Below are 21,568 nucleotides of genomic sequence, written 5' to 3' on the forward strand. Positions count from 1 at the left end.
AACCACTGGGAGGAAGACCATGAAATTCACTTTGCCAATCCTGGCCACGGCTGTCGCGCTGACCGCGCTGCCGGCGATCTCGCAGGAGCTTGTCCTGTCAATCGGCTCGCGCGGTTACGGCCCCGCGGTCGAACGCAACCTCGAGCGCTTCAAGGAGGTGAACCCCGATGTCAGCATCGAGTGGAACAAGGTCTCGGACGTGCCGGGCGAGACCCGCAAGCTCTATGTCACCAGCCTGACCGCCAAGAGCCCGACACCCGATCTGCTGGCCGTCGACGTGATCTGGGCCGGCGAGTTCGCCCAGCGCGGCTGGCTCGAGCCACTGAACGGGCTGCTGGATGACGAGACCATCGCCGCCTTCAACCCCTCGCTGCTGGATGCAGCGACGGTGGACGGCGAGGTGCATGCCCTGCCGCTCTATGCCGATGGCATCCACTTCTTCTACCGCACCGACCTGCTCGAGAAATACGGGCTCGAGGTGCCGCAGACCTGGGAAGAGGTGCTGGCCGCCTCGCAGACCATCACCGAAGGCGAAGGCAACCCGCAGCTCTACGGGTTCGTGTCGATGTGGGCCAAGATCGAAGGGCTGTTCATGAACTGGCTGGCCTTCACCAATGGCAACGGCGGCGGCTTCTATGACGCCGGGGGCAATGTCGCGGTGAACTCGGAGGCCAATATCGAGGCGACGCAGTTCATGGTCGACCTGCTGCACGAACACCGGATGACACCGGACTCGATCCTCAACGCCCGCCCCGACGATGCGCGCACGCTGTTCCAGCAGGGCCGCGCGGCCTTTCTGATGGTGCAGGACTTCGTGCATGCACCGCTCAGCGCCGAGAACAGCCCGGTTGCCGGAAAGTTCGATTTCACCCGCGTGCCGTATTTCGAAGGTCATGAGGATGCGAACTCCACCACCATGGGCGGCTGGTTCCTCGGCATCAATCCGAACTCGGAAAACAAGGAAGCGGCGGCGGAGTTCCTCGCGCATTTCACCGCCAAGGAGCAGCAGCTGGCCGCCGCGGTCGAAGACAACCGCGCGCCGACCATCCCCTCGGTCTATGAAGACGAGAGCATGGGCAGCAACGATGTGCTCGCCAAGTTCGGCGGCAACTACGACTTCGGCGTCGTGCGCCCCTCTGCCGGCTCGGGCAGCAAATACCCCCGCGTCTCCGAGATCATGCAGCTCGAGATCACCAATGCCCTGCACCGGCAGAAGCCGGTCGAAGAAGCGCTGAACGACGCGCAGGAGCAAATCGAGGCGCTGCTGGCCGAGTAAGCCGCAGACCCTCTCGCCCGGCGGCGCCTCCCCGTCGCCGGGCCTCTTCTGACACCCCAACGGTGGCCCCATGACATCCATGACTTCCCCGCTCGACAGGCGCAGGCACCTGACGGGTCTGGCCTTCATCACGCCGACGATGCTCGTGATCATCGCGATCCTCGTCTACCCGATCCTGCAGTCGATCGTCCTGAGCTTTGGCCAGTCGAGCATCGACGGCACCGCCCCCTACCAGTTCGTCGGCCTCAAGCATTACGCCGCGCTGGCCGACAACGAGCGGTTCTGGAATGCGCTCTGGGTCACGCTGATCTTTACCGGGCTGTCGATCCCGCTGGAGCTGGCGATGGGCATCGGGCTGGCGGTGCTGATGAACGAGCATTTCCGCTTCAAGGGCATCGCGCGGCTCGCCGTGCTGTTCCCCTGGGCGCTGCCCACGGCGCTAAACACGCTGATGTGGCGCTGGATGTACAACACCGATTACGGCCTGTTCAACGCCGCCGCGCTGCAAAGCGGCCTCGTCGACCGGCCGATCAACTGGCTGGGTGACGAGACGCTGGCGATGGGCTCGATGGTCGTGGTCGCGGTCTGGAAGACCTCGAGCTTCATGGCGCTGATCATCCTCGCCGGGCTGCAATCCATTCCCCGCGACCTCTATGAGGCCGGCCGCATGGACGGCATGACCCGCTGGCAGGAGTTCCGCGAGATCACCCTGCCGCTCTTGAAAGGCCCGATCCTCGTGGCGCTGATCGTCCGCTCGATGGATGCGCTCAGGACCTTCGAGCTGCCCTTCAACCTGACCGACGGCGGGCCGGTGACCGCGACCGAGAGCCTGTCACTCTACGCCTACAAGGTGATCTTCGATTTCATCGAGTTCAACTACGGCGCGGCCATCGTCGTGGTGCAGTTCCTGGTGATCTTCGCCATGAGCCTGCTCTACATCCTCACCCTGCGGAACAAGGACTGAGACCATGACCAAACGTCCCCGTTTCGGCCTCTACGCGCTGGTGATCCTCTCGGTGGTGATCTCCTTCCTGCCGATCATCTGGCTGATCCTGACCTCGCTCAAGACCACCGAGGGCATCTATGCCTGGCCGCCGCAGTACCTGCCCGATCCCTTCACGCTGAAGAACTACATCCACATCTTCACCAACTCGCCGGAGCTTCTGCTCTATGTGCTGAACTCCTTCATCGTGGCGTTGGGCTGCACCGTCGTGGCGCTCAGCTTTGGCGGCATGGCGGGCTATGCGCTGTCGCGGCTGGGGATGCGGCGGGCCGGCGTGCTGATGGTCTTCATCCTCGCGGTGTCGATGTTCCCGCCGGTGTCGCTGCTGCCCTCGCTGTTCCAGAACTTCCTGCACCTCGGGTTGCTCAACACCTACACCGGGCTGATCATCGCCCACACCGGATTGTTCCTGCCCTTCACGGTCTGGATGCTGGCCAGCTACTTCGCCACGCTGCCGCCCGAGATCGAAGAGGCCGCGCGGATGGACGGCATGGGCTTCTTCCGCATCTTCTGGTCGATCGTGATCCCGCTGTCGTGGCCCGGCTTCGTGGCGACCGGGCTGATCGTCTTCATCTTTTCGTGGAACGAGTTTCCGCTGGCACTGGTGCTGATGACCCAGAACGCGATGCGCACCGCGCCGGTCGGCATCTCGCTCTACCCCGGCGAATACGCCTTCCCGTGGGAGACGATCTCGACCGCGACGGTGATCGCCATCATCCCCGTGCTGATCATCACCGCCATCTTCCAGAAACAGATCGTCGGCGGGCTGACCGCGGGCGCAGGCAAGTGAGACCCTGACAATGACCGAAGTGAAACTGGACCGTATCGGCAAGAAATATGGCAACGTGGAGGCCGTGCAGCAATTCGACCTGACGATCCGCGACGGCGAATTTCTTGTGCTGCTGGGGCCCTCGGGTTGCGGCAAGTCGACGACGCTGCGGATGATCGCCGGGCTCGAGAGCATCACCTCGGGCGACCTGATGATCGGCGGCGCGCGGATGAACGATGTCGATCCCAAGGACCGCGGCGTGGCGATGGTGTTCCAGAACTACGCGCTCTATCCGCATAAGTCGGTGTTCGACAACATGGCGATGGCGCTCAAGCTGCAAAAGGTGCCCACGGCCGAGATCAACGACCGCGTCGGCCGCACCGCCGAGATGCTGGGGCTGACCGACTATTTGCAGCGCAAGCCCGCCGCCCTGTCCGGCGGCCAACGCCAGCGCGTTGCCATTGGCCGCGCCATCGTGCGCACGCCCAAGGTCTTCCTGTTCGACGAGCCGCTGTCCAATCTGGATGCCAAGCTGCGCGTCAAGATGCGGATGGAACTGCAGGAGCTGCACGGCCGGCTCGGCGCGACCTCGGTCTATGTCACCCATGACCAGGTCGAGGCGATGACACTGGCCGACCGCATCGTGATCATGAACGGTGGCGTGGTGGCCCAGGTCGGCACCCCGCGCGAGGTCTATGACCGCCCGGCGGATGAATTCGTGGCCGGCTTCATCGGCAGCCCGGCGATGAACTTCCTCGACCTCAGCCGCGACGACACCGGCGCCTGGCGCAGCGACTGCGGCAGCCTCGCCCTGCCGGCCCTGCCCGTCGATACCGGCGCGCGACGGCAGGTCCGTCTCGGCGTGCGGCCTGAGCATATCACGGTTGGCGCCGGCAGACCGGCGGATGCGCCGCTCACCTACAGCGCGCAGGTGCTGCTCGACGAGCTGCTGGGGGCCGATGCGCTCCTGAGCCTCGGGATCGGCGAGGCCCGGCTTCTGGCGCGGGTCGGTGGAATCGACCATCCGGTCAAGGGCGATAGCGTGACGATCCGGCTGACCCCGTCGCAGCTGCACGTCTTCGACCGCGAGACCGGCACCGCCCTACGCTAGGGTCCGGTCCGGCTTGTGCTGCAGGCTCGGCGATGTCCGAGAGCGGCTCTCTCCGAGCCGCGCGGTACCGGGTTGCGATCAGAGGACACGCTGCCTCGGCTCAAACTCAGGCGTGACGTTGCGGGGCGCGTCGTACGGTAGCCCCGCAAGGGACGCGGCGCGCTGCGTGGCGCCATCGCGACATCCGCGGCGCAAACCGGGCGCAGGGGGCCGGGACCGCCGACCGCTGCCCCTTGGCGGCCACGGTCCACTCGGGGGCCGGAACCAGCGCCGTACGAACCACCTCGCCCCATCGCACGCCGTCCGGATCTTGCGTCGTCACAGCTTCTTTGCCGAACCGTAAAAAACCTGATTCAAATCCGTCACCGTGCTGTCGCGCTGAGCCTTTATCCGGCCTCCAAACACGGGGGCGACATGCTGAAGATCGAAGGACTCACCAAACGGTTCGGTGACAAGACGGCGGTGGATGCGGCCAGCATCGCGGTCGCACGGCCGACCATGATCGGGATCATTGGCCGCTCGGGCGCCGGCAAGTCGTCGCTGCTGCGCATGGTCAACCGGCTGAGCGATGCCTCAGAGGGCACCATCACCTTTGAAGGCGAAGAGATCACTGCCCTGCGCGGCGCAGCCCGACGCGACTGGCAATCACGCTGCGCGATGATCTTTCAACAGTTCAATCTGGTGCCGCGGATGGACGTGGTGTCGAACGTGCTGCACGGCACGCTGAACCGGCGCTCGACGCTGGCGACCATGTTCAACCTCTATCCGCAGGCCGACATTCACAAGGCCATCGAGATCCTCGACCGCCTCGGCATCGCCGAACAGGCGCCGAAACGCGCCGAGGCGCTCTCTGGCGGGCAGCAGCAGCGGGTGGCGATTGCCCGTGCGCTGATGCAGGGCCCCAAGATCATCCTCGCGGATGAGCCCATTGCCAGCCTCGACCCGATGAATGCCCAGGTGGTGATGCAGTCGCTGCGCCGGATCCACGAAGAGGACGGGCGTATGGTGATCGCCAACCTGCACACGCTCGATACCGCGCGGCGCTATTGCGACCGGGTGATCGGGATGCGCGACGGGCGCATCGTGTTCGACGGCACGCCCGAGCAGCTGACCACCGGCGTGGCACGCGACATCTATGGCGCCGGCGCGGATTTCTCAGAGGCTGCAACTTCGACCGAGATCGAGACCCTCGACAGGCCGGAGGTCCGCGAGGCCGAAGCCTATGCCTGAGCCGGGCCCGTGCGCACCGGCACGGCGCCGCCCCTGACAACCCCGCCCGCAAGCCGCCGCCCGGCGGCAGGGCAAACAACCCGCCCTCAAGCCGCCGCCCGGCAGTAGGGCAACAAACCCGCCCTCAAGCAGCCGTCAGGCAGTAGGGCAACAAACCCGCCCTCAAACCGCCGCCCGGCGGCAGGGCAACAAACCCGCCCTCAAGCAGCCGTCAGGCGGTAGGGCCATACACCGGAGAGAGACATGACCAAGACCCTCGCACTTGCGCTTGCCGCCACCACCGCGCTGAGCAGCGGCGCCGTCGCGGAAGAGATCACCGAGTTCCGCATCGGCATCCTCGGCGGCGAGAACGCCCAGGACCGGATGAACTCCTACCAGTGCCTCGCCGACTACACCACCGAGGCGCTTGGCGTCGAAACCAGGCTGTTTGCTCCGGCCGATTACAATGGCGTGATCCAGGGTCTTCTGGGCGGCACGATCGACATGGCCTGGCTCGGCGCCTCGGCCTATGCCGCCACCTTCCTGCAGGACCCCGAGGCGGTCGAGCCGGTGCTGATCAAGGTCAACGTCGACGGCTCGATCGGCTATCACTCCATCGGGTTCGCGCGCAAGGACGTGGGCATCACCTCGCTCGACGACATGGAAGGCAAGGTCTTTGGCTTCGGTGACCCGAACTCGACCTCCGGTTACCTGATCCCGTCGATCGAGATCCCGCAGTACAAGGACGCCATCACCATGGAGTCGGGCGCCTACTTCGAGGAGGTCAAGTTCACCGGCGGCCACGAGCAGACCATCGTCGCGGTCAACAACGGCGACATCGACGCCGGCGTGACCTGGGCCGACGGTCAGGGCCACTGGGAAGACGGCTACAACTCGGGCGCGCTGCGCAAGGCCGTGGACGCGGGCATCGTCGACATGAACGAGATGGTGGAAATCTGGAAATCCAACGTGATCCCGGAGGGCCCGATCGTTCTGCGCAAGGCACTGCCGGCCGAGGTGCGCGAGAAGATGACCGCGCTGGTCGACGAGTTGCATGAGCGCGACGCCGAGTGCGCCTATGGTGTGGCCGCCGGCGAGACGCTGGGCTTTCAGCCGGTGACTCATGACACCTATCTCTCGATCGTCGAGGCGCGCAAAGCCAAGATCGGCAGCTGAGCCTGTCGCGACCAAGGAGCGACGCGCAGCCCTCGCGGTTGCGCGTTCCCCACGCGCGCCCCGGGCCTGCCCCGGGGCCTCTTTGCCAAACAGCGCCAAGCTCCCGGACCCCGTTCGGGCCGGCGCGCGCAGGAAGACACCCCGATGACCGACGCCTCCCTCGCCCACGCGCCGCAGCGCCTGCGCGCCCTGCAATCAAGCTACATGGCGCAGGTCCAGCGCCGCAGGCTCTATGGCGGGCTGACGCTCATGATCTTTGTCGTGCTGATGGTGGCGGGGTTCAACGTCGCCGACGGCCGCAACGCCGGTGGCTTCTGGGACGGGCTGCACCAGATCGGCGACTACCCGGCCGACGTGCTGTCGGAGGCCTGGGAGAAACGCGCCGACCTGCCCGCCCTGATTGTCCGCTATGTTCCGGCCCTAATCGAGACCGTCAATATCGCCGCCGTCTCGACCCTGATCGGCGCTCTGGGCGGGCTGGTGCTGTCGCTTCTGGGCACCCGGGGGCTGGCCCGCTGGCCGCGGCTGATCCCGCTGTTCCGCCGGCTCTCGGATGTGCTGCGTGCAGTGCCCGAGATCGTCATCGCGCTGGTCCTGATCTTCGTTCTGGGCGGCGGCCCGGTGCCGGCGATGATCGCCATCGCCTTTCACACCGCCGGTGCGCTCGGCAAGATGTTCTCGGAAGTGGCCGAGAACGCCGACCTCAAGCCCGTCGAGGGCCTCGCCTCTACCGGGGCCAACTGGTCGCAGCGGATGCTGCTGGGCGTGCTGCCGCAGGTGGCGCCGAACTATGTGAGCTATGCCCTGCTGCGGTTCGAGATCAACATCCGCGCCTCTGCCATCCTCGGCTTCGTCGGCGCCGGCGGCATCGGCTACGAGCTGCGCAACGCCATGGCCTGGGGGCCGGGCCGGTTCGATGAGGCGGCCGCCATCTTCATCCTGCTGTTCGGCACCATCGTCTTCTTTGACCAAGTGTCCAGTCGGTTGCGGGATCGCCTGACCGAAGGTCAGTAATTCACGCTGACCGAAGGTCAGTAATACACGTTGTCCGAAGGTCAGTAATTCACGGTGTCCGAAGGTCAGTAATTCACGTTGACCGAAGGTCAGCAGTCCAGCCTGGCCGAAGGTCAGCAATCCAATCTGGCCGATGGCCAGTCACCCAAAAGTTCCAAGGGGCCCGCACAATGACCGCCACCGATCTGAGCCTGACCAAACACGCCGCCGACCGGCTGTTCCAGCGCAAGCGCCTGCTGGGCTTCGGCATCCCGGCGGTCATCGTGCTCTACTTCGTCTACATCGTCGTGGCCTTCGACATCCCCGGCCTCGCCCAGCGCGCCAATATGGACAACGCGGTCACGGTGCTGTCTGACAGCTGGTCGCACAAGGTCCATGTCACCCGCGACAATCGCACCGGCCAGATTTCCTATGCCGTCGAGGGCGAGCGCAAGGGCCGGTATCCCGAGGGCCAGCGCCCCGCCTGGGTCAGCGGCGACGAGGTGCTGACCATCGATCTTGGCAGTGACCACATCGTGCGCTACCTGCCCGACACCCGGACCGAGATCGAGATCCCCGGCTTTCCCATGATCGAGGTGCAGGCGCGGGGCCGCACCCTTGTGACCAACCTGCCCGAGGCGCTGCCCGAGTGGATCTCGGCGTCGAGCCGGCGCATCGGCATCACCACGCCGGAGGGGCGCATCACCCTGACCGGCGCGCGCACCGAGGTGTTCAACTACTTCCCCGGATGGGAGCTGTTCTGGTTCACCCTCGACAGCCCCTACCACGGCCACAGCTTCGCCGCGCTGCTGCTGGGCGACCGGCTCGATGCAGAGCGGTCCAACATCGCCGGCGCGCTCCACGACTTCTGGAACAACCCGATGTGGCGCCACAAGGACGTGGCCTGGGCGATCGGCGAGACCATCCTGATGGCCTTTCTCGGCACCATGGGCGCGGCGCTGATCGCCTTGCCGCTGGCCTTTCTGGCCGCCCGGCGCTTTTCGCCGCTGATGGCGCTGCGGGCCGCCACCCGGCGGCTGTTCGACTTCCTGCGCGGGGTGGATGCGCTGATCTGGACGGTGGTGCTCTCGCGCGCCTTCGGTCCCGGCCCGTTGACCGGGGCGCTGGCAATCCTGATCACCGACACCGGCACTTTCGGCAAGATCTTCTCGGAAGCGCTGGAAAACGTCGACGGCAAGCAGATCGAAGGCGTTGCCTCGACCGGGGCAAAGCCGCTGCAACGCTATCGGTTCGGCGTGATCCCGCAGGTGGTGCCGGTGCTTCTGGCACAGCTGCTCTATTTCCTCGAGTCCAACACCCGCTCGGCCACCATCATCGGCGCGATCACCGGCGGCGGCATCGGTCTGATGCTGACCCAGGCGATCCAGACCCAGAAGGACTGGGAAGAGGTCGCCTATTACATCGTGCTGATCGTGCTGATGGTGATGGTGATGGACTGGCTCTCGGGCTGGCTGCGCGGCAAGCTGATCGGACGCCGCGACTGATGCCGCGCCTGTCCCCCGATGCCGCCACCCGCCACCCCGACTGCGAGATCACCGACAGCCGGTTCGGCGCCTATGTCGAGATCGGCCGCGGCAGCCGGCTGACAAATGCGTCGCTGGGCGACTACAGCTATTGCGACCGTTACGCCGATATCGCCAATGCGCGGATCGGCAAGTTCGCCAATATCGCCGCCTTCTCGCGGATCGGGGCCACCGATCATCCGCTCGACACCGCCGCCTGTCATCATTTCCTCTATCGCTCCGACGACTACTGGGACGACGCACCCCGCGATGCGGCGTTCTTTGCCCGCCGCCGCGCGCGGCTGGCCCATATCGGCCACGACACCTGGATCGGCGCCGGGGCGATGGTCAAGCCCGACGTCACGCTGGGCCATGGCGCGGTGGTGGCGGCCGGCGCCGTGGTGACCCGCGACGTCGCCCCCTACACCATCGTCGCCGGCACCCCGGCCCGGCCCCTGCGTCCCCGCCAGCCCCCCGCCATCGCCGAGCGCCTGATCGCGCTGGCTTGGTGGGACTGGCCGCATGACGCGCTGCGTCTGGCGCTCGAGGATTTCCGCGGGCTCGAGGCGGAGGCGTTTCTGGAGCGGTATGGGGGGTAGGCGTCCGTCTCCGCGGCCGATGCGCCTGCCGCCTTTCTGCCTCCGGTCACGGTAGCCCTCGGGCTCACCTGCCCCCCTCATTCCTCCAACGTCAACGTCACCCGGTCACCGGCAAACCAGGTCCGCCCGTATTCCACCGGCACGCCCGCCGCATCGACATTCACCCCAGAGGAGCGCAGCAGCGGATCGCCCTCTGAGACCTGCAGATGCAGCGCCAGGGTCGCCGTGGCGCGGACCGCGGTCAGGCGGGTCGAGGCACGGGTGTAATCGGCCACCCCCACCGCGGCCAGCGCTTCGGTCACGCTGCTGGTCTGCGACAAGGCGGCGGTGATCCCCAGCAGAGACGCCAGTGGAAACAGGCTCTCGAACACCGCGATCGGCTGTGCGTCGGCCAGCGACAGCCCGTGACAGGCGCAGACCGGATCGCCCGCCGCGATCTCCAGCGCGCGGGCCTCGCCGCCAGTTGCCGCCCGCTCTTCCAGCAGCAGCACACGCTTTTCCGGCAGTCGCCCGGCTGCGATCAGGTTCTCGTGAAACCGCACCCGGCGGCCGATCGGATAATCGGTGGGCACCGCCGCCACAAAGGCGCCCGCCCCGCGCCGCGTCCGCACCAGCCCCTCGTCCACCAACGCCTTGATCCCGTGGCGCACGGTATGCCGGTTCACCCCGAAGCGCTCGGCCAGGGCGGCCTCGGTGGGCAGCCTGTCGCCGGGCAGATAGCGCCCCTCGGCCAGGTCGCTGCGCAGCGCATCGGCGATGGCCTGCCAGATCGGGGTCCGGGCGTCACGCAATTTTCACAAATCTCCGCTGTCTCGATGGGCGCAATATGCTAAGATATGTATAGTTGTATAGTATTCAGAGAAGTTGTCGAGATGAAAGACGCCGTCGACTCAGATGCCCCCCGCAAGGCCTGGATGGCCCTGCTTGCCAAGGCGCCAGAGGGCCGCGCCGCCGCCCTGCTGGACGCCGCGATGACGCGCCCCGGCTTCAGCTGGCTGCGCGCGCCAGAGATCGGCAGCACCATGGTCCGCGCCCGTGCCGGCGGCACCGGTGCCCCCTTCAACCTGGGCGAGATGACCGTGACCCGCTGCGCACTTACCCTGGCAGGCGGAGAGGTCGGCCACGCCTATCTTCAGGGCCGCCGCAAGACCGATGCCGAGGCCGCGGCGCTGGTGGATGCGCTGATGCAGACCGAGGCGGCCGAGACCCTGCGCCGGGAAGTGCTGGACCCGCTCGAGGCCGAGCTGGCGGCGGTCAGGGCCACACGCGCCGCCAAGGCGGCCGCCACCAAGGTTGAATTCTTCACCATGGTCAGAGGAGAGGATTGATGCAGGCAGACACGCTCTCAGGCGGCTTCACCGATCCCGCGATCCAATCGGCCCGGGCCTTTCGCGCGGTGATGGAGGCGATGGCCCGCCCCGGCACGATCCACGACATCACCGGCGCCGCGTCGCCTGCGCCGCTTTCGCCGGCCGCCGGCGCCGTGCTGCTGACGCTTTGCGACAGCGACACTCCCGTCGCCCTCGCCGGTGGATACGACTGCGACGCAGTGCGCAGATGGCTGGCCTTCCACACCGGCGCGCCCGTCACCGCCCCGGCGCAGTGCATGTTCGCGCTGGGCAGTTGGGAAACCCTTGCGCCGCTTTCGGCCTACCCTGTCGGCAGCTCGCAATACCCAGACCGCTCGGCCACGCTGATCGTCGAAAGCCCCATGCTCGAGGTGTGCGGCGCCCGCCTCTCCGGCCCCGGCATCAAGGACAGCGCGGTGCTGTCGCTGCCGGAGATCGCGGCCTTCCGGGCCAACCGCGCCCTCTATCCCCGCGGTCTCGATTTCATTTTCACCAGCGGCAGCCGCCTCGCCGCCCTGCCGCGCAGCACGCGGGTCGCCGCACAAGAAGGAGCCGCCTGATGTATGTTGCAGTCAAAGGCGGCGAGCGCGCCATCGAAAACGCCCATGCCTGGCTGGCCGAAGAGCGCCGCGGTGACACCGATGTGGCCGAACTGAGCGTCGCCCAGATCCGCGAACAGCTCTCTCTGGCCGTCAATCGGGTGATGGCCGAGGGCTCGCTTCATGATCCCGACCTCGCCGCGCTGGCGATCAAGCAGGCACGCGGTGACCTGATCGAGGCGATTTTCCTGATCCGTGCCTATCGCACCACCCTGCCGCGCTTCGGGGCGTCTGAGCCGGTCGATACCGGCAAGATGGCCTGCGACCGCCGGATCTCGGCCACCTTCAAGGACCTGCCCGGCGGCCAGGTGCTGGGTCCGACCTTCGATTACACCCACCGTCTGCTCGATTTCAAACTCGCCGCTGAAGGCGCGGTGCCGGAGGCGCCTGCGCGCCCCCCCGAACCGGGCCCGGTGCCGCATGTCACCGGGTTTCTCAACCGCGAAGGGCTGATCGAAGAGGCCCCGCGTGACGACACCGTGCCGCCCGACCTGACCCGCGAACCGCTGGAGATGCCCGCCGCGCGCGCCCTGCGCCTGCAGGCGCTGGCCCGGGCCGACGAGGGGTTCACCCTTGGCCTCGCCTATTCCACCCAGCGCGGCTACGCCCGCAACCATGCGTTCGTGGGCGAATTGCGCATCGGCGCGGTACCGGTCGAACTGGAGATCCCCGAGCTGGGGTTTGCGGTCGAGATCGGCGAGGTGGTGCTGACCGAATGCGAGACCGTCAACCAGTTCAAAGGATCGAAATCCGAGCCGCCGCAGTTCACCCGCGGCTATGGTCTGGTGTTTGGCCAGACCGAGCGCAAGGCGATCTCGATGGCGCTGGTGGACCGCGCGCTGCGCTGGGAAGAGCTGGGCGAAGACAATGTCGGCGCGCCGGCGCAGGACGCCGAATTCGTGCTCTACCACGCCGACAACATCCAGGCGACGGGCTTTCTCGAGCACATCAAGCTGCCGCATTACGTCGATTTCCAGTCAGAGCTGGAACTGGTGCGCAAGCTGCGCCGCGAGGCTGGTGAATCCCAGGCGCGCGAGGCCGCGGAATGAGCCGCGTGGCCCCTGAACCGGGGCGGCAAAGCTCAGCCGCGTCGCCGCGACTGCAGATCGAAGATGCCGGTGTTGTTCACCGTATCGATGAGCCAGCCGTCCGGTCCGCAGACATCGTCGGGCAGAAACCGCCCCAGAAGCGGCAGGGTGCGCAGCAACGCCTGGTCCACCACCATCACCGCCGCGCCCAGCCCGAGCGCCAGGCCCGCAATCGTCATCAGGTTCATTCCGTTCAGCCTCCAAGCCCCTGCATCCACATGCCGTTGACGGCCATTGAGCACAAAAGCGAGACAGTCCTGTGACAGTGTCCTCAGATTACAACTTTGCCTATCTCGACGAACAGACCAAGCGGATGATCCGCCGCGCCATCCTCAAGGGTCTGGCCATCCCCGGCTACCAGGTGCCCTTTGCCAGCCGCGAGATGCCGATGCCCTATGGCTGGGGCACCGGCGGGGTGCAGGTCTCGGCGGCGGTGCTGACGCCAGAGGATACCTTCAAGGTGATCGACCAGGGCGCGGACGACACCACCAACGCGGTCTCGATCCGCAGCTTCTTTGAGCGCACCGCCGGGGTCGCGACCACCACTGCAACCACCGAGGCCAGCGTCATCCAGACCCGCCACCGCATTCCCGAGGCGCCGCTCACCGAGGGGCAGGTGCTGGTCTACCAGGTGCCGATTCCCGAGCCGCTGCGCTTTCTCGAACCCCGCGAGAGCGAGACCCGCAAGATGCACGAGCTCGAGGACTACGGGCTGATGCACGTCAAGCTCTACGAGGACATCTCGCGCCATGGCCATATCGCGACCTCCTATGCCTATCCGGTCAAGGTGGAGGAGCGCTACGTGATGGACCCGTCGCCGATCCCCAAGTTCGACAATCCGAAACTGGCCGACATGGCCGCGATCCAGCTGTTCGGCGCGGGCCGCGAACAGCGCATCTACGCGCTGCCGCCTTATACGCAGGTGGTCAGCCTGGATTTCGAGGATCACCCCTTCGAGCCCTCCAAGGCCGACCACACCTGCGGGCTCTGCGGTGCCGGCGACAGCTATCTCGACGAGGTCATCATCGATGACGCGGGCGGACGGATGTTCGTCTGCTCCGACACCGACTACTGCGCGGCGCGACAGGCCGACGGCCACAAGGGAAAGGACGCGGCATGACCCCCCTGCTGTCAGTTCAGGACATCACCAAGCGCTACGGCGCCCATATCGGCTGCGACGGCGTCAGCTTCGATCTCTACCCCGGCGAGGTCATGGGCATCGTCGGCGAGAGCGGCTCTGGCAAGTCCACGCTGCTCAACTGTCTGGCCGGTCACCTGGCGCCGGACGCCGGACGGGTGATCTTTGACACCCGCGGCGATGGCCCGAGGGATACCGTCACCATGTCAGAGCCCGAACGGCGGATGCTGGGGCGTACCGACTGGGCCTTTGTCCACCAGCACGCCCGCGACGGGCTGCGCATGGGCGTCAGCGCCGGTGGCAATGTCGGCGAGCGGCTGATGGCGGTGGGCGCGCGCCACTATGGCGACATCCGCGACAAGGCCACCGACTGGCTCGGCCGGGTCGAGATCGACGCCGCCCGCGTCGATGACCGGCCCACCACCTTTTCGGGCGGGATGCAGCAGCGGCTTCAGATCGCCCGCAACCTCGTCACCGCCCCGCGGCTGGTGTTCATGGACGAACCCACCGGCGGGCTGGACGTCTCTGTGCAGGCACGGCTGCTTGACCTGTTGCGCGGGCTGGTCCGCGACATGGGGCTCTCGGCGATCATCGTCACCCATGACCTCGCCGTGGTGCGCCTGCTGGCCGACCGGCTGATGGTGATGAAATCCGGCCGCGTGGTCGAGTCCGGGCTGACCGACCAGGTGCTCGACGACCCCCAGCACGCCTATAGCCAGTTGCTGGTCTCGAGCGTTCTGCAGGTATAGCGGCGCGTCCCTCGCGCGGTCTGCGCATGCACCCCGGAGTTTCCCCGGCAAGAACTCGCAAAGATGAAGACAGATGATTGAGCTCGAACACGTCTCCAAGACCTTCACCCTGCACAACCAGGGCAGCGCCGTGATCCAGGTGATCCGCGACGCCTCGTTTCGCGTCGCGCCCGGTGAGTGCGTGGCGCTCACCGGCGCGTCGGGGGCCGGCAAATCGACGCTGATGCGGATGATCTACGGCAACTACCAGACCCGGTCTGGCGCGATCCGCATCGCCGGCACCGACATCGTGCAGGCCGAGCCGCGCACGGTGATTGCGCTGCGCCGCGACACCCTGGGCTATGTCAGCCAGTTCCTGCGCGTGGTGCCGCGGGTGCCGACGCTCGAGGTGGTGGCCGACCCGCTGCGGGCACTCGGGGTCGGCGCGTCAGAGGCCGAGAGCCGCGCGCGCGGGCTTCTGACCCGGCTCAACATCCCCGAGCGTCTCTGGTCGCTCTCGCCCACCACCTTTTCCGGCGGCGAACAGCAGCGGGTGAACATCGCCCGCGGCTTTGCCCATGACTATCCGGCGATGCTGCTCGACGAGCCCACCGCCAGCCTCGACGCCGCCAACCGCGAGGTGGTGCTCGGGCTGATCGAGGCGGCCAAGGCGCGCGGTGCGGCGATCATCGGCATCTTTCACGACGAGGCGGCCCGCGCCCGGGTCTGCGACCGCGAGATCGACGTCGGCCGCTTCACCCCCGGGGTCGCGGCATGACCGGCGGCCGCCTGATCGCCGTGGTCGGTCCCTCCGGCGTCGGCAAGGACAGCGTGATGGCGGGGCTTACGGCCGCCCTGCCCGGCCTGCACCGCGTTCGCCGGGTCATCACCCGTGCACCGGACCTTGGCGGCGAGGATCATGAGGCGGTGTCGGTCGCGGAGTTCGAGGCGCGCGCCGCCAGCGGGGCCTTCGCGGTGCACTGGCAGGCCCACGGGCTGCGCTATGGCATCCCGGTCGCGGTGACCCACCGGCTGGCGTCAGGCACAGATTGCCTGGTCAATTTCTCCCGCCGCGCCCTGGGCCAGGCCGTTGCGGTCTTTCCGGACGTCGTGGTGCTGAGCATCACCGCCCGGCCAGAGACGCTGGCCCGCCGCCTGGCCACCCGCGGCCGCGAGGACCCGGCCGAAATCGCCAGCCGCCTGGCCCAGGCCGAGACGCCGCTGCCCGCGGGGCTCGAGGTGATCGCCCTGTCCAACGATGGCCCCCTGACCGAGACCATCGCCCGCGCAACCGCGCTGCTGGCGCCTTCAGATGGCCCCACCGGCCTGCCCGCTGCCTTGCCAAGAGAGACCACATCATGAATTCCCATTCCGAGATCACAGATGTCCAGCCGGCCCCGCAAGACCTGCCCGGGGGCGATCTCTGCCTCGCCAACGCGCGGCTGGTGTTGTCCGACCGGGTCGTGACCGGTGCCCTGACCATCGAGCGCGGCGAGATCACCGGGATCGTCGAAGGCGACCGCCTGCCCGCGGGCGCGGTGGACTGCGCCGGCGACCTGGTCTTCCCCGGCCTCGTCGAATTGCACACCGACAATCTTGAACGCCATATCGAGCCGCGCCCCGAGGTCGACTGGCCGCACTTGCCCGCGCTGATCGCCCATGACGCCGAACTGGCCTCGACCGGCATCACCACCGTGTTCGATGCCATGCGCGTCGGCTCGATCCACTCCGGCAAGGGGCGTTACATCGACTATGCCCGCAAGCTCGCCGACGAGCTGCTGGCCGCCCGCGCCCAGGGGGTCTTCAAGATCAGCCACTTCCTGCATCTGCGGGCCGAGATCTGCTCGGAAACCCTGCTCGACGAGCTGGCGGGCTTCGGGCCGGAAGACCGCGTCGGCATCCTCAGCCTGATGGACCACACGCCCGGCCAGCGCCAGTTCCGCGACCTGACCGCGCTCAAGACCTATGTGGCCCGCAAACGTGGCATGGATGACGCCGACTTCGCCGAACATGTGGAAAACCTGCTGGGGCTGCAGCGCCGTTTCGGGGCCCGGCACGAGGCCGGTGCGGTGCAGGAGGCAAGCCGCCTGAACGCGGTGCTGGCCAGCCACGACGACACCACCGCCGGACATGTCGCCACCTCGGCGGCCAATGGCGTGGGGTTCGCCGAATTTCCCACCACGGTGGAGGCGGCCGAGGCCTGCCGCACCCACGGCATCGCGGTGATGATGGGCGCGCCCAACCTGATCCGCGGCGGCTCGCATTCCGGCAACGTGGCGGCGGAGGAGCTGGCACGGGCGGACCTGCTCGATATCGTTTCCTCGGACTACGTGCCCTCGGCGCTGCTGCTGTCAGCGTTCCGGCTGGCGGAGATCTGGGACGACCTGCCCCGCGCCATCGCCAGCGTCACCGCCAACCCGGCGCGCGCCGCCCGGCTCACCGATCGCGGCACGCTTGCCAAGGGGCTGCGCGGCGATGTCCTGCGGGTCCGGACGCTGGGCCGCATACCGCTGCTGCGCGGGGTCTGGAGCCGGGGCAACAAGGTGGGCTGAGGCCCGCGGTTCCCCGGCGCCCGCCTCATCCGTAAACCAGCCGCGGCAGCCAGGTGATGACCTGCGGGAAGACCATGCAGAGCACCAGCCCGACGATCTGAAGAAACAGGAACGGCAGCGCCGATTTGAAGATGTCGCTCATCGGGATTTCCGCCGGGGCCACGCCGCGCAGGTAGAACAGCGCATAGCCGAAGGGCGGCGAGAGGAAGCTCATCTGCATGTTGACGAGGTAGAGCACGCCGAACCACAGCACGAGGTCTTCGCTACTGTCGAGCCCGAAGGCGGCGGCCCCCAGCGCCTTGATGATCGGCACGAAGATCGGCACGCAGAGCAGCAGGATCCCGACCCAGTCGAGGAACATGCCGAGGATCACCAAGAGCACCTGCATCAGGATCAGGATGCCCCATGGTCCGAGCCCGGTGGCGGCGAGGCTTTCCTGCACGAACTGCTGGCCGCCCTCCAGCACGTAGAGGCCGACAAAGATCGTCGCGCCGAACATGATCCAGATCACCATGGCGGAGGCTTTCAGCGTGGTGGTGCAGGCCTCGCGCACGGTGGGCCAGTCGAGCTTGCGGTGGATGGCTGCGACGATGAAGGCACCGAAGGTGCCGATGCCCGCCGCCTCCACCGGGGTGGCGACGCCCGAAAAGATGATGCCCAGGACAACGATCACCAGCGTCAGCGGCGCGGCCATCTTGCCGATCAGAGCCACCTTCTCGCGGTTGCTGACACGCTCTTCCACCGGGATCGCCGGGCCGAGGGCGGGGTTGAGGGTGCAGCGGGCGACGACGTACAGGATGTACATGCCCGACAGCAGCAGGCCGGGAATGACCGCGCCGATGAACAGCTCGCCCACCGATTGCTCGGCCACCACGGCATAGATGATGGCGAGGATCGACGGCGGGATCAGGATGCCCAGCGTGCCCCCCGCCATGATCGAGCCCATGGCGATCTTGGGGTCATAATGGCGTTTCAGCATCGCCGGCAGCGCGATGATGCCCATGGTCACCACCGCCGCACCGATCACGCCGACCATCGCGGCGAGGATGGTCGAGGCGATGATCGTGGCCGCCGCGAGACCGCCCGACAGCCCGCCCATGACCTTGTAGATCACGTCGAACATGTCGTTGATGATCCCCGCCCTTTCCAGCATCGCGGCCATGAAGATGAACAGCGGGATGGCCGAGAGCTGGTAGTTGGTCATCAACGGAAAGATCCGGCTGGGGACGATGTTCAGCGCTCGCTCATCACCCAGAATGAACAGGAAAACGCAGGCCAGACCGCCGGTGACGAAGGCCAGCGGCAGACCGGCCATCAAGAGCACCAGCAGGCTGCCGAACATGATCAGCGTCAGCCATGCGATATCGATTTCAACGCCCATGCGTCAGTTCCCCCGTGCGATCGCGCGGATGTCCTTGGACACCTTCGATATGCCTTGCAGAACAAGCAGTACGCCGCCCATCACCATCACCCATTTCATCGGCCAGAGCGGCACCTCCCATTCGTTGAAGCTGATCTCGCCCCAGCGGATGTTGCTGTTGGTCCACTGGTCGAAGCCGAAGCCGCCCACCATCTCGCCAAAGCTGATCTGGCCGCGCGCCCAATCCGACAGGATCGAATTGCCCGAGGGCACGGCGATGGCGTCCATGGCAAAGATCCACGAGGTCACCAGCAGGGTGCCCGCGAAGATGAAGAAGAAGACCGAGGTCAGAAGGTCGACCCAGGCTTTCTTGGGCCGGGTCAGCGGCGCGTAGAAGATATCGACGCGCACGTGGCTTTCGGTCAGCATCGCGTAAGAGCCCGCGATCAGGTACTGCATGCCGAACATCAGGTACATCGCCTCATGCGCCCAGTTGGTGGGGCTGCCAAAGACGTAGCGCGCCAGCACCTCGTAATAGTAGACAAAGACCGCAATCACCGCCCAATAGGCGACAAACTCGCCGCAGAACAGGCTCAACCGGTCGATCCAGTTCTCGGCATAGGCGGCGTCGGGTTTCTGGCCCTGCGCAGCCTCGGCCTTTTTCAGCGCCAGTTCGGTTTCGGTCAGTTCCTCGTGCGGGGGCAGCGTTTCGTTGGCGCGGCGCACCAGCCTCGGCAGCAGGATCATGTCGATCAGCAGCAGCGCGAGGATCAGGTAAAAGGTGTAGCCCGCCATGTTGTCCCAGAACGCGCGTGTCTCGGCGGCGTCGTCGCGCAGCGGGGTGCGTTCTTCCAGCGCGGCGCGGGCCTCGGTGAGGCGGGCCTCGCCTTTTGAGATGGTGTCCTCGGCGCGGGTCAGACGGCGCTCGGCGGCCTTCTTCGCGAACGAGCCATCCTCGGCGGCGTCGACGGTGGCCTGCAGCTCGGCCAGCCCGGCGCGGGCATCGGCAACGCGGGTCTCTTCGCGGGCCAGGGTGCGTTCGGCGACGCGCAGCTCGTTGTCGAAGCCCGACAGGACGGTGCGGGCCTCTTGCGTCTGGGCGTTGCAGTAGAGCACGAAGAGGAACAGCGGGATGAAGATCAGCCCCCACATGCTTTTGAGGTAGAACCTGTGCAGCCCGAGAATGCCGCCGGTGACGGCGATCATGTAGGCCAGCGGCAGGGTGTAGCGTTTCTCTTGCGGCTGCGGGCGGCGCGACAGGATCATCGCGACCAATGGAAAGACGATCAGCCCGATCCAGTAGAGCCAATGCGGCAGCGTGAAGCTGAGCCCCGGCATGGCGGTCCCCTTCAATATTCGGATAAGGATAGAAACGCCGCCCGGGGAGCGTCCCCGAGCGGCGACGTCTGATTGCGTCAGGCGATCAGAGCTTGAGCTCGAGCCCGTCGGTCAGCGCCGGATCGACATAGCCCAGCGACCCCGACTGCATGTAGTCGAGCTGGATCTTGAACACCCGCGCGGCCTGCGGATCGCGGTTGGCGTAGTCGAACCAGATCGGCACCGCCACCTCGGTCATCAGTTCGACGTCGTCCTGCGTCAGGCGGGTGACCTCGGTGCCGTCGGCTTCGAACTTGCCCCAGGCTTCCTGGTCGGCGGCCTGAATCGCGGCGTGATGCATGTCGGAATAGACGTGGGTCTCCATCTCGACAAACTGCTGCATCTCGGGCGAGAGCGCGTCCCATGCGGGTTTGCCGACCGTGATGTCCATGATGTCGACCGGCTGGTAGAGCGACATGAAGCCCGGCGGGCCCATGACGATGTAGTCGGTGACCTGGCTGAAGCCGAGCGCATAGTTGACCGCCGGACCGACGTAATCGGCCACGTCGATGGTGCCTTTCTCCAGCGCCGGAAAGATCTCGGAGCCGGGAAGAACGGTGGTCTCGGCGCCGATCTCGGTAAAAATCTCGGCGACCATGCCGCCGGGCAGGCGCATCTTGCGGCCGGCGAAATCGTCGATCGAGCGGATCGGCACCTTGGAGTGGATGATGTTCGGGCCGTGGTGCACCGGGCCGACGAAATGCATCCCCTGCGCGGCATAAAGCTCGCGGGCGATGTCGATGCCGCCGAGGCCGTAGTAAAACACGTCGAACTCATGCGGATTGCGCAGCCCGAGCGGGATCGAGGTCAGGAAGGTCGCCGCCGGGATGATCCCCTGCGCATAGATGGTGAAGGGGTTGACCGCGTCCAGAACGCCGTTCTTGACCGCGTCGTAAAGCTGGAAGTCGCCGACGACGTCATTGGCGCCGAACGGCGTGAAGCTGAGCTCGCCGCCGGTCTTTTCCTGGATCGAGCCGCACCAGTCCTTGAAGATCTGCAGGCCGGCGCCACCGGGCCAGCTGGTCTGGATCTTCCAAATGGTGCCGTGCGAGGCGGCGGTGGCGACATGCGGCGCGGCCAGCGTCGCGGCCCCCATGCCGGCAATCGAACGCAGCGCATGGCGCCGCTGTATCAGTTTGGTCATGTTGGTCCTCCCTATCATGCGCCGGGGGCCGGCTTCACTTCGCGACCCGCCTCCCGACCACGCAAGCCTAACCGGATTCGATTATTTTCTAAGCCTTTTTTCATTTACGCTGATCAAAACCGCCTCGGACCCTTGACAGTCCGCCACCGACCGGGGCCGCTCAACTGCTGCGAAACACATGCACCGCGCAGGGTGCGTGGCGCACCACCCGCGCCGCGGTGGAGCCCAGCAGGTAGTCGCTGAAATCGGGCTGGTGCGATCCGATGACGATACAGTCGATGTCGTGATCGGCGGCGTATTCGATCAGCGTGCGATAGGTGTGGCCGCGCACGATCCGGGCGGTAATCCCTTCGATATGCGCGGTTTTCTCGGCCATCAGCTGCCGCGCCCGCTCATAGCCTTCGCGCACCGCATCCTCGCCGAGATAGGCGTTGACCGAGGACGGCGGCGCCTCGAAGACATGCAGGGCGACGATCTCGGCGCCCGGATTGCAGAGTGCCTGTGCGATCTTCAGCATTTCGGGCGAGATGCCGTGGTCGAGCGCCATGGCCACCAGGATCTTGTTGTACATTGC

Annotated in this window: 23 protein-coding genes; 17 read left to right on the forward strand and 6 right to left on the reverse strand. The window is 66.6% G+C overall.

Annotated features, from left to right (window positions below; all coding sequences use genetic code 11):
* The first annotated feature begins 19 nt into the window (after positions 1-19).
* From VOI27_RS19225 to VOI27_RS19265, 9 genes are all read left to right on the forward strand, one after another.
* Positions 20-1,276 (forward strand): ABC transporter substrate-binding protein, encoded by a 1,257-nt coding sequence (locus VOI27_RS19225; RefSeq protein WP_323767542.1) that lies wholly within the window; start codon positions 20-22, stop codon positions 1,274-1,276.
* 70 nt (positions 1,277-1,346) lie between these two features.
* Positions 1,347-2,240 carry a sugar ABC transporter permease gene (locus VOI27_RS19230; protein WP_323767544.1) on the forward strand — a complete coding sequence of 298 codons (894 nt, stop codon included), beginning with the start codon at positions 1,347-1,349 and terminating at the stop codon, positions 2,238-2,240.
* 4 nt (positions 2,241-2,244) lie between these two features.
* On the forward strand, positions 2,245-3,069 hold the full coding sequence (locus tag VOI27_RS19235; RefSeq protein ID WP_323767546.1) for a carbohydrate ABC transporter permease: 825 nt from the start codon (positions 2,245-2,247) through the stop codon (positions 3,067-3,069).
* A gap of 10 nt (positions 3,070-3,079) precedes the next feature.
* A complete protein-coding gene (locus VOI27_RS19240) occupies positions 3,080-4,159 on the forward strand; it encodes a sn-glycerol-3-phosphate ABC transporter ATP-binding protein UgpC (RefSeq protein ID WP_323767548.1) in 1,080 nt (359 codons plus the stop codon).
* 414 nt (positions 4,160-4,573) lie between these two features.
* Positions 4,574-5,389 (forward strand): phosphonate ABC transporter ATP-binding protein, encoded by an 816-nt coding sequence (phnC, locus tag VOI27_RS19245; protein ID WP_323767550.1) that lies wholly within the window; start codon positions 4,574-4,576, stop codon positions 5,387-5,389.
* Positions 5,390-5,632: 243 nt separating this feature from the next.
* The gene (phnD, locus tag VOI27_RS19250; protein ID WP_323767552.1) at positions 5,633-6,544 is read left to right on the forward strand and encodes a phosphonate ABC transporter substrate-binding protein; all 912 of its coding nucleotides are present in this window, start codon (positions 5,633-5,635) and stop codon (positions 6,542-6,544) included.
* 144 nt (positions 6,545-6,688) lie between these two features.
* Entirely contained in the window at positions 6,689-7,558 is an 870-nt protein-coding gene (phnE, locus tag VOI27_RS19255; protein ID WP_323767554.1) for a phosphonate ABC transporter, permease protein PhnE, read from the forward strand.
* A 170-nt stretch (positions 7,559-7,728) separates the two neighbouring features.
* Entirely contained in the window at positions 7,729-9,042 is a 1,314-nt protein-coding gene (gene phnE, locus VOI27_RS19260) for a phosphonate ABC transporter, permease protein PhnE (protein ID WP_323767556.1), read from the forward strand.
* On the forward strand, positions 9,042-9,659 hold the full coding sequence (locus VOI27_RS19265) for a DapH/DapD/GlmU-related protein (RefSeq protein WP_323767559.1): 618 nt from the start codon (positions 9,042-9,044) through the stop codon (positions 9,657-9,659). Before phnE (VOI27_RS19260) ends, VOI27_RS19265 begins: the two co-directional genes overlap by 1 nt.
* A 77-nt stretch (positions 9,660-9,736) precedes the next feature.
* Here the strand turns inward: VOI27_RS19265 and phnF are convergent, their stop codons facing one another.
* On the reverse strand, positions 9,737-10,450 hold the full coding sequence (phnF, locus tag VOI27_RS19270) for a phosphonate metabolism transcriptional regulator PhnF (protein WP_323767561.1): 714 nt from the start codon (positions 10,448-10,450) through the stop codon (positions 9,737-9,739).
* Positions 10,451-10,531: 81 nt separating this feature from the next.
* Here phnF and phnG point away from each other — a divergent pair, with 81 nt between their 5' ends.
* The 3 genes from phnG to VOI27_RS19285 are packed head-to-tail and all read left to right on the forward strand — an operon-like array spanning position 10,532 to position 12,656.
* A complete protein-coding gene (gene phnG, locus VOI27_RS19275; RefSeq protein WP_323767563.1) occupies positions 10,532-10,987 on the forward strand; it encodes a phosphonate C-P lyase system protein PhnG in 456 nt (151 codons plus the stop codon).
* Positions 10,987-11,568, forward strand: coding sequence for a phosphonate C-P lyase system protein PhnH (gene phnH / locus VOI27_RS19280; protein ID WP_323767566.1), 582 nt, complete (start codon positions 10,987-10,989; stop codon positions 11,566-11,568). The genes phnG and phnH overlap by 1 nt, the downstream gene beginning before the upstream one ends.
* Entirely contained in the window at positions 11,568-12,656 is a 1,089-nt protein-coding gene (locus VOI27_RS19285) for a carbon-phosphorus lyase complex subunit PhnI (protein ID WP_323767568.1), read from the forward strand. Before phnH ends, VOI27_RS19285 begins: the two co-directional genes overlap by 1 nt.
* Before the next feature lie 32 nt (positions 12,657-12,688).
* Here VOI27_RS19285 and VOI27_RS19290 read toward each other — a convergent pair whose 3' ends face one another.
* Positions 12,689-12,874 (reverse strand): hypothetical protein, encoded by a 186-nt coding sequence (locus tag VOI27_RS19290; RefSeq protein WP_323767570.1) that lies wholly within the window; start codon positions 12,872-12,874, stop codon positions 12,689-12,691.
* An 86-nt stretch (positions 12,875-12,960) separates the two neighbouring features.
* Between VOI27_RS19290 and VOI27_RS19295 the strand changes: the two genes are divergently transcribed.
* The 5 genes from VOI27_RS19295 (at position 12,961) to VOI27_RS19315 (ending at position 17,113) form a co-directional block, all read left to right on the forward strand.
* Entirely contained in the window at positions 12,961-13,815 is an 855-nt protein-coding gene (locus VOI27_RS19295) for an alpha-D-ribose 1-methylphosphonate 5-phosphate C-P-lyase PhnJ (protein WP_323767601.1), read from the forward strand.
* Positions 13,812-14,582, forward strand: coding sequence for a phosphonate C-P lyase system protein PhnK (phnK, locus tag VOI27_RS19300; protein WP_323767572.1), 771 nt, complete (start codon positions 13,812-13,814; stop codon positions 14,580-14,582). The genes VOI27_RS19295 and phnK overlap by 4 nt, the downstream gene beginning before the upstream one ends.
* A gap of 73 nt (positions 14,583-14,655) precedes the next feature.
* Positions 14,656-15,339, forward strand: a complete 684-nt coding sequence (gene phnL, locus VOI27_RS19305) for a phosphonate C-P lyase system protein PhnL (protein ID WP_323767574.1) — start codon at positions 14,656-14,658, stop codon at positions 15,337-15,339.
* Complete coding sequence (phnN, locus tag VOI27_RS19310) at positions 15,336-15,923, forward strand: phosphonate metabolism protein/1,5-bisphosphokinase (PRPP-forming) PhnN (protein ID WP_323767576.1); 588 nt, start codon at positions 15,336-15,338, stop codon at positions 15,921-15,923. The genes phnL and phnN overlap by 4 nt, the downstream gene beginning before the upstream one ends.
* A complete protein-coding gene (locus VOI27_RS19315; protein ID WP_323767578.1) occupies positions 15,920-17,113 on the forward strand; it encodes an alpha-D-ribose 1-methylphosphonate 5-triphosphate diphosphatase in 1,194 nt (397 codons plus the stop codon). The genes phnN and VOI27_RS19315 overlap by 4 nt, the downstream gene beginning before the upstream one ends.
* A gap of 25 nt (positions 17,114-17,138) precedes the next feature.
* Here the strand turns inward: VOI27_RS19315 and VOI27_RS19320 are convergent, their stop codons facing one another.
* The 4 genes from VOI27_RS19320 to VOI27_RS19335 all read right to left on the reverse strand — a co-directional run bounded on the left by VOI27_RS19320 (position 17,139) and on the right by VOI27_RS19335 (position 21,565).
* Positions 17,139-18,494: a TRAP transporter large permease subunit gene (locus tag VOI27_RS19320; RefSeq protein ID WP_323767580.1), complete on the reverse strand. Its 1,356-nt coding sequence runs from the start codon at positions 18,492-18,494 to the stop codon at positions 17,139-17,141.
* Positions 18,495-18,497: 3 nt separating this feature from the next.
* Positions 18,498-19,811, reverse strand: a complete 1,314-nt coding sequence (locus VOI27_RS19325) for a TRAP transporter small permease subunit (RefSeq protein WP_323767582.1) — start codon at positions 19,809-19,811, stop codon at positions 18,498-18,500.
* Positions 19,812-19,896: 85 nt separating this feature from the next.
* Positions 19,897-20,994, reverse strand: a complete 1,098-nt coding sequence (gene dctP / locus VOI27_RS19330; protein ID WP_323767584.1) for a TRAP transporter substrate-binding protein DctP — start codon at positions 20,992-20,994, stop codon at positions 19,897-19,899.
* 160 nt (positions 20,995-21,154) lie between these two features.
* Positions 21,155-21,565, reverse strand: coding sequence for a universal stress protein (locus VOI27_RS19335; RefSeq protein WP_323767586.1), 411 nt, complete (start codon positions 21,563-21,565; stop codon positions 21,155-21,157).
* Positions 21,566-21,568: the final 3 nt, after the last annotated feature.

Source organism: Marinovum sp., assembly GCF_034669705.1.
In the GTDB taxonomy this organism is placed as follows: domain Bacteria; phylum Pseudomonadota; class Alphaproteobacteria; order Rhodobacterales; family Rhodobacteraceae; genus Marinovum.

What these genes read in the sequence shown, in the direction of transcription:
- VOI27_RS19225 (WP_323767542.1), top strand. Translation starts at nt 20, where the DNA reads ATGAAATTCACTTTGCCAATCCTGGCCACGGCTGTCGCGCTGACCGCG.
- VOI27_RS19230 (WP_323767544.1), top strand. Translation starts at nt 1,347, where the DNA reads ATGACATCCATGACTTCCCCGCTCGACAGGCGCAGGCACCTGACGGGT.
- VOI27_RS19235 (WP_323767546.1), top strand. Translation starts at nt 2,245, where the DNA reads ATGACCAAACGTCCCCGTTTCGGCCTCTACGCGCTGGTGATCCTCTCG.
- VOI27_RS19240 (WP_323767548.1), top strand. Translation starts at nt 3,080, where the DNA reads ATGACCGAAGTGAAACTGGACCGTATCGGCAAGAAATATGGCAACGTG.
- phnC (WP_323767550.1), top strand. Translation starts at nt 4,574, where the DNA reads ATGCTGAAGATCGAAGGACTCACCAAACGGTTCGGTGACAAGACGGCG.
- phnD (WP_323767552.1), top strand. Translation starts at nt 5,633, where the DNA reads ATGACCAAGACCCTCGCACTTGCGCTTGCCGCCACCACCGCGCTGAGC.
- phnE (WP_323767554.1), top strand. Translation starts at nt 6,689, where the DNA reads ATGACCGACGCCTCCCTCGCCCACGCGCCGCAGCGCCTGCGCGCCCTG.
- phnE (WP_323767556.1), top strand. Translation starts at nt 7,729, where the DNA reads ATGACCGCCACCGATCTGAGCCTGACCAAACACGCCGCCGACCGGCTG.
- VOI27_RS19265 (WP_323767559.1), top strand. Translation starts at nt 9,042, where the DNA reads ATGCCGCGCCTGTCCCCCGATGCCGCCACCCGCCACCCCGACTGCGAG.
- phnG (WP_323767563.1), top strand. Translation starts at nt 10,532, where the DNA reads ATGAAAGACGCCGTCGACTCAGATGCCCCCCGCAAGGCCTGGATGGCC.
- phnH (WP_323767566.1), top strand. Translation starts at nt 10,987, where the DNA reads ATGCAGGCAGACACGCTCTCAGGCGGCTTCACCGATCCCGCGATCCAA.
- VOI27_RS19285 (WP_323767568.1), top strand. Translation starts at nt 11,568, where the DNA reads ATGTATGTTGCAGTCAAAGGCGGCGAGCGCGCCATCGAAAACGCCCAT.
- VOI27_RS19290 (WP_323767570.1), bottom strand. Translation starts at nt 12,874, where the DNA reads ATGACGATTGCGGGCCTGGCGCTCGGGCTGGGCGCGGCGGTGATGGTG.
- phnK (WP_323767572.1), top strand. Translation starts at nt 13,812, where the DNA reads ATGACCCCCCTGCTGTCAGTTCAGGACATCACCAAGCGCTACGGCGCC.
- phnL (WP_323767574.1), top strand. Translation starts at nt 14,656, where the DNA reads ATGATTGAGCTCGAACACGTCTCCAAGACCTTCACCCTGCACAACCAG.
- phnN (WP_323767576.1), top strand. Translation starts at nt 15,336, where the DNA reads ATGACCGGCGGCCGCCTGATCGCCGTGGTCGGTCCCTCCGGCGTCGGC.
- VOI27_RS19315 (WP_323767578.1), top strand. Translation starts at nt 15,920, where the DNA reads ATGAATTCCCATTCCGAGATCACAGATGTCCAGCCGGCCCCGCAAGAC.
- VOI27_RS19320 (WP_323767580.1), bottom strand. Translation starts at nt 18,494, where the DNA reads ATGGGCGTTGAAATCGATATCGCATGGCTGACGCTGATCATGTTCGGC.
- VOI27_RS19325 (WP_323767582.1), bottom strand. Translation starts at nt 19,811, where the DNA reads ATGCCGGGGCTCAGCTTCACGCTGCCGCATTGGCTCTACTGGATCGGG.
- dctP (WP_323767584.1), bottom strand. Translation starts at nt 20,994, where the DNA reads ATGACCAAACTGATACAGCGGCGCCATGCGCTGCGTTCGATTGCCGGC.
- VOI27_RS19335 (WP_323767586.1), bottom strand. Translation starts at nt 21,565, where the DNA reads ATGTACAACAAGATCCTGGTGGCCATGGCGCTCGACCACGGCATCTCG.